Raw genomic sequence first — 4,190 nt, 5'->3', positions numbered from 1 at the left:
CGCGCGGCAGGTCAAGAAGCAGAACCCGAAGATGCGCTACCCGTACAAGGACAAGTACAAGGACAAGGACAAGGACAAACGGTTCTACCCACTTCTTTGGCCGGAGCAAGAGGCGGGCCACACCGCGGAAATCGCCTAGAAGGTGCGCCCCCCTTCAGGGGGCTGGGAGTGTCACTTTGGCGATCGGCGTTTGTAATCGGATCGCGAAATGGAGCGGCGCCGAGAAAAGCTCGCTGATCCACGCCGAGGATCGGGTTTGAAGAGGTCGAAGCTGAACAGGGCGCAGAGCGCCCTGACGCACGTTCTGCAGCGAGGTGCCGAAGCTTTGCAGCAGTCATTCCCCTCAACATCCATTGACACTCGTTCAACCGAAGACTAAGATATGCGCCAAGTTGCCGAGGTTTTCGAACAACGGATGAGGAATCGGCACGCTTCGGCCCAGAGTGCTGTGGGCGAGCTAATGGAGGGATCGCTCATGAAAGCGCTGCTCGTTTACCCAGAGTTTCCCGACACTTACTGGAGCTTTCGACATGCGCTGAAGTTCGAAGGCAAACGTTCCGCCTTTCCGCCGCTCGGTTTGCTGACCATCGCTGCGATGCTGCCGGCAAACTGGCAACGACGGCTGATCGACATGAACGTCGGACCGCTCAGAAGAGCGGATATCGAGTGGGCCGACATCGTCTTCGTCAGCGCCATGCTCGTGCAGAAGCAGTCTCTGCGCGAGGTGGTCCAGCAGTGCAAGCTCTACAACAAACCCGTCGCCGTTGGCGGCCCTTATGTGACGACGACCAACGAAGAGCTGCCCGCCGACTACCTTTTCTTCGGCGAGGCGGAAGAGACGCTGCCGCGTTTCATCGATGAGTTCACGCACGGCGGCGCGACGGCGCGCATCTACGCTAGCCGCGAGCGACCTTCGCTCGAACTCGCGCCAGTGCCCGAATTCAACTTGGTTGACTTGCGGCGCTATGTTTCGATGAGCGTGCAGTATTCGCGCGGCTGCCCGTTTCGCTGCGAGTTCTGTGACATCATCGAAATCTACGGGCGCGTGCCGCGAACGAAATCGCCCGCCCAAATGCTGGCCGAACTCGACGCGCTGCGCGCGACTGGCTGGCGCGGATCGGTCTTCATCGTCGATGACAACTTCATCGGCAACAAACGCAACGTCAAACGCCTTCTGCCCGAACTCGCCGAGTGGCAACAACGGCATCGCTACCCGTTCAGCCTCTTTACGGAAGCAAGCGTCAACCTCGCCGAAGACGATGAGCTTTTGGAGATGATGCGCCGTGCAGGCTTTCGGCGCGTCTTTCTGGGCATCGAAACGCCCGTCAAAGAGAGTCTGGCCGAAGCTCAAAAAGGGCAGAACCTACAACGCGATCTTCTCGAAGCGGTACGCAAAATCCAATCTTACGGCATGGAGGTGATGGCCGGCTTCATCGTCGGCTTCGATCACGATCCGCCCGATATTTTTGACCGCCAGATCGAGTTCATACGCGAAAGCGCTATCCCATTGGCCATGGTCGGACTGCTCCACGCGCTGCCGGGAACGCAATTGTGGCGCCGCCTGGAACGTGAAGGGAGGCTGCTTGGCGAAAGCAGCGGCAACAACACGGATTGTTCGCTCAACTTCATTCCGCGAATGGATATGGGGCTGTTGATCGATGGCTACAAACGCATCTTGCAAACGATCTATAGTCCAGCGGAATACTACAACCGCGCGCTCGAGTGCTTGAAGCGTCTGACCAACTCTGGGGTTGAACTGCGCTACAACGAATTGGTCCACGATTTGGCCGCCTTGGGGCGCTTGGTGCTGGAGCTGGGCATCCGCGACCCTGCGCGCGCATCTTTCTGGCGGTACGTGGCGCGCACGCTGACCGAATGTCCGAAACGGTTCGCGCACGCGATGACGCTGGCGGCAATGGGCTATCACTTTCGCAAGTTGACCGAAAGCTACACGGCGGAACACTTGGGCGCTTGAGCGCGCCTCCCCGCCGCCAGAGGTTTCGCTTGGTCGCTGCGAGGTGCCAAAGTGCCTGAGCGCGGTTTTCTCGTCGTCATGGTCTTGGGTGAGCATCCCGCGTAGTTCTCAGATGCCGCACTACACTCCGCGCCAAGTTCGCCCAGCCGCCGTCTGCAACTACGGTTGATGGCATCACAAACGACGGCGGCAAAGCCCGCTCTCTTTTCTGCTTTGGTGTCGGCAGCAAACGTTTGCGCGTAAGCCAACGGCATCAAAAGGGAGGCAAGTATAAGCAACTATAAGCAACATAAGTTTTTTCATGACGATCTCCTCTTTGTTGCTCCCGTTCGCTGATTCACTTTCCGATGCTCGCCGCACAACGCTCCGCCAATCGCGCGGCGATGGTAAACGCCCGGTCGAGATCCTCGATCAGATCCTCAACATCCTCGATGCCGACCGAAATGCGCACCAAGTCGGCTGGTGGCCCCAGTTGTGCCCGCAGATCCTCCGGCACGCTCGCGTGCGACATGTAACACGGCAGGCTGATTGAGGAGTTCACCGACCCGAAGCTGACGGCAATAGCGAACAGACGCGCTGATTCCGCTACGCGCCGCGATAGCTCCGCATCGCCCGTGGTGAAACTGATCACCGCGCCGTTGCCTGTAGCCTGCCGACGATGCACTTCGCGCCCAGGGTGAGTGCCCAATCCCGGATAGAAGACCCTCTTCACTGCCTTATGCCGCGACAGGTATTCGGCGATGCGCTCCGCCGAGGCGTTCTGCCGTTCGACGCGCAGCGCCAGCGTCTTCAGGCCGCGCAACAACAACCAAGATTCAAACGGGCTCAACCCTGCGCCCTCGGCGTTCTGTTGAAACGCGATTCGTTCGTAAAGCCCTGCATCGTTGGTGATCAACGCGCCTGCCGTCACGTCACTGTGACCGCAGAGGAATTTGGTTGCCGAGTGGATGACGACATCAGCGCCATGTCTTAAAGGCCGTTGCAGGCAAGGCGACAGCATGGAGTTGTCCACCACCAGCCACGCGCCCGCACGGTGCGCCACATCGGCCAGCGCTTCGATGTCGGCGATGCGCATCAGCGGATTGCTCGGCGTTTCGATCAACAACATGCGTGTATGCACGCTTATCGCCGCGCGCACCGCTGCCGGATCCGTCGCGTCCACGTAACGCACCTTGATGCCTTGACGCGGCAGCACGCGCTCGAACAAACGCACCGTACCACCATACAGGTCGTCGCCCGCCAAGATCTCATCGCCGCTGTCAAGCAACCGGACCAAGGCCGTCGTCGCTGCCATTCCCGAGGCGAATGCCGCGGCGTAAGCCCCTTCTTCCAACGCCGCCAACTGCCGCTCCAAAAGCGTCCGCGTCGGATTGGCCGTCCGCGTGTAGTCGTATTCGCCGAACTCTACGGCGTTCGGTTGCCGAAAGGTAGCCGTCTGGTAGATCGGCGGCACCATCGCGCCGTATGCGTCCTCGTCGCCGCCCAACCAATGCACACACTTGGTCGCCGTCTTCATGCCACACACTCCTCCACAAGGTCGTTCACGCGCGCGATGTCAAATAGGTCGGCCAGCACCGCTTCGGCGGTCGGCCACCTGCCCGCTCCCTTGCCGCCAACCTCTAGTCGGCGACCATCCTCCAACTCGACGATGAGCCGATTCTCCACGCCCACCACCGACGCCAGTGGATGCCCCGACTCTAGTTCCACCGGACGCACGCTCGCTTCCACGCCCACCCCTTGACGCTCGGCGCGCGCCACCAAACGCAACGCCCTTCCCGCTGCGTGCGCTTGGCGCACGCGCGCCGCACTGACGACGTCAATTCCTTCGCGCGCGATCTGACGAACTTCGAGTTCAACGCCGAAAGCGGCGCGCACGAGAAGCGCCAGCTTGTGCGCTGCGTCCGTACCGTCCAAGTCAAACCGCGGGTCAGCTTCGGCATACCCGGCCTCTTGCGCCGCGCGCACCGCTTGCTCCCACGTCGCTCCGCGCGCCAACTGGTCCAGCACGTAATTAGTCGTCCCGTTGAGCACCGCCTCAAGCGCGCGCACCTTGCCCAACCGCCGCGCATGCATTACGGTCTCTATGGCCGGCACCGCGCCGCCCACCGCCGCGCTGTAGCGCAACTCAACGCCGTTGGCCGCAGCCGTTTGCGCGAGACTCGCCCCTCGCTCGGCCAGCAGCGCTTTGTTGGCCGTCACCACGTGCTTTCCCGCG

Annotated in this window: 3 protein-coding genes; 1 reads left to right on the top strand and 2 read right to left on the bottom strand. The window is 61.1% G+C overall.

Annotated elements, in window-relative coordinates; translation table 11 throughout:
- Nucleotides 1–475: 475 nt before the first annotated feature.
- Entirely contained in the window at nucleotides 476–1,975 is a 1,500-nt protein-coding gene (locus tag C4334_RS14435) for a B12-binding domain-containing radical SAM protein (protein WP_352432792.1), read from the top strand.
- A 337-nt stretch (nucleotides 1,976–2,312) separates the two neighbouring features.
- Here C4334_RS14435 and C4334_RS14430 read toward each other — a convergent pair whose 3' ends face one another.
- The gene (locus C4334_RS14430) at nucleotides 2,313–3,491 is read right to left on the bottom strand and encodes a trans-sulfuration enzyme family protein (RefSeq protein ID WP_352432791.1); all 1,179 of its coding nucleotides are present in this window, start codon (nucleotides 3,489–3,491) and stop codon (nucleotides 2,313–2,315) included.
- Nucleotides 3,488–4,190 (bottom strand): homoserine dehydrogenase (locus tag C4334_RS14425; protein WP_352432790.1); only part of this gene is annotated, 703 nt, incomplete at its 5' end. The genes C4334_RS14430 and C4334_RS14425, both read right to left, overlap by 4 nt.

Source organism: Pyrinomonas sp. (assembly GCF_040289685.1).
GTDB lineage: Bacteria > Acidobacteriota > Blastocatellia > Pyrinomonadales > Pyrinomonadaceae > Pyrinomonas.
Note: the sequence above shows the minus strand (reverse complement) of the source record. Positions and strands in the feature narration are given on the sequence as shown.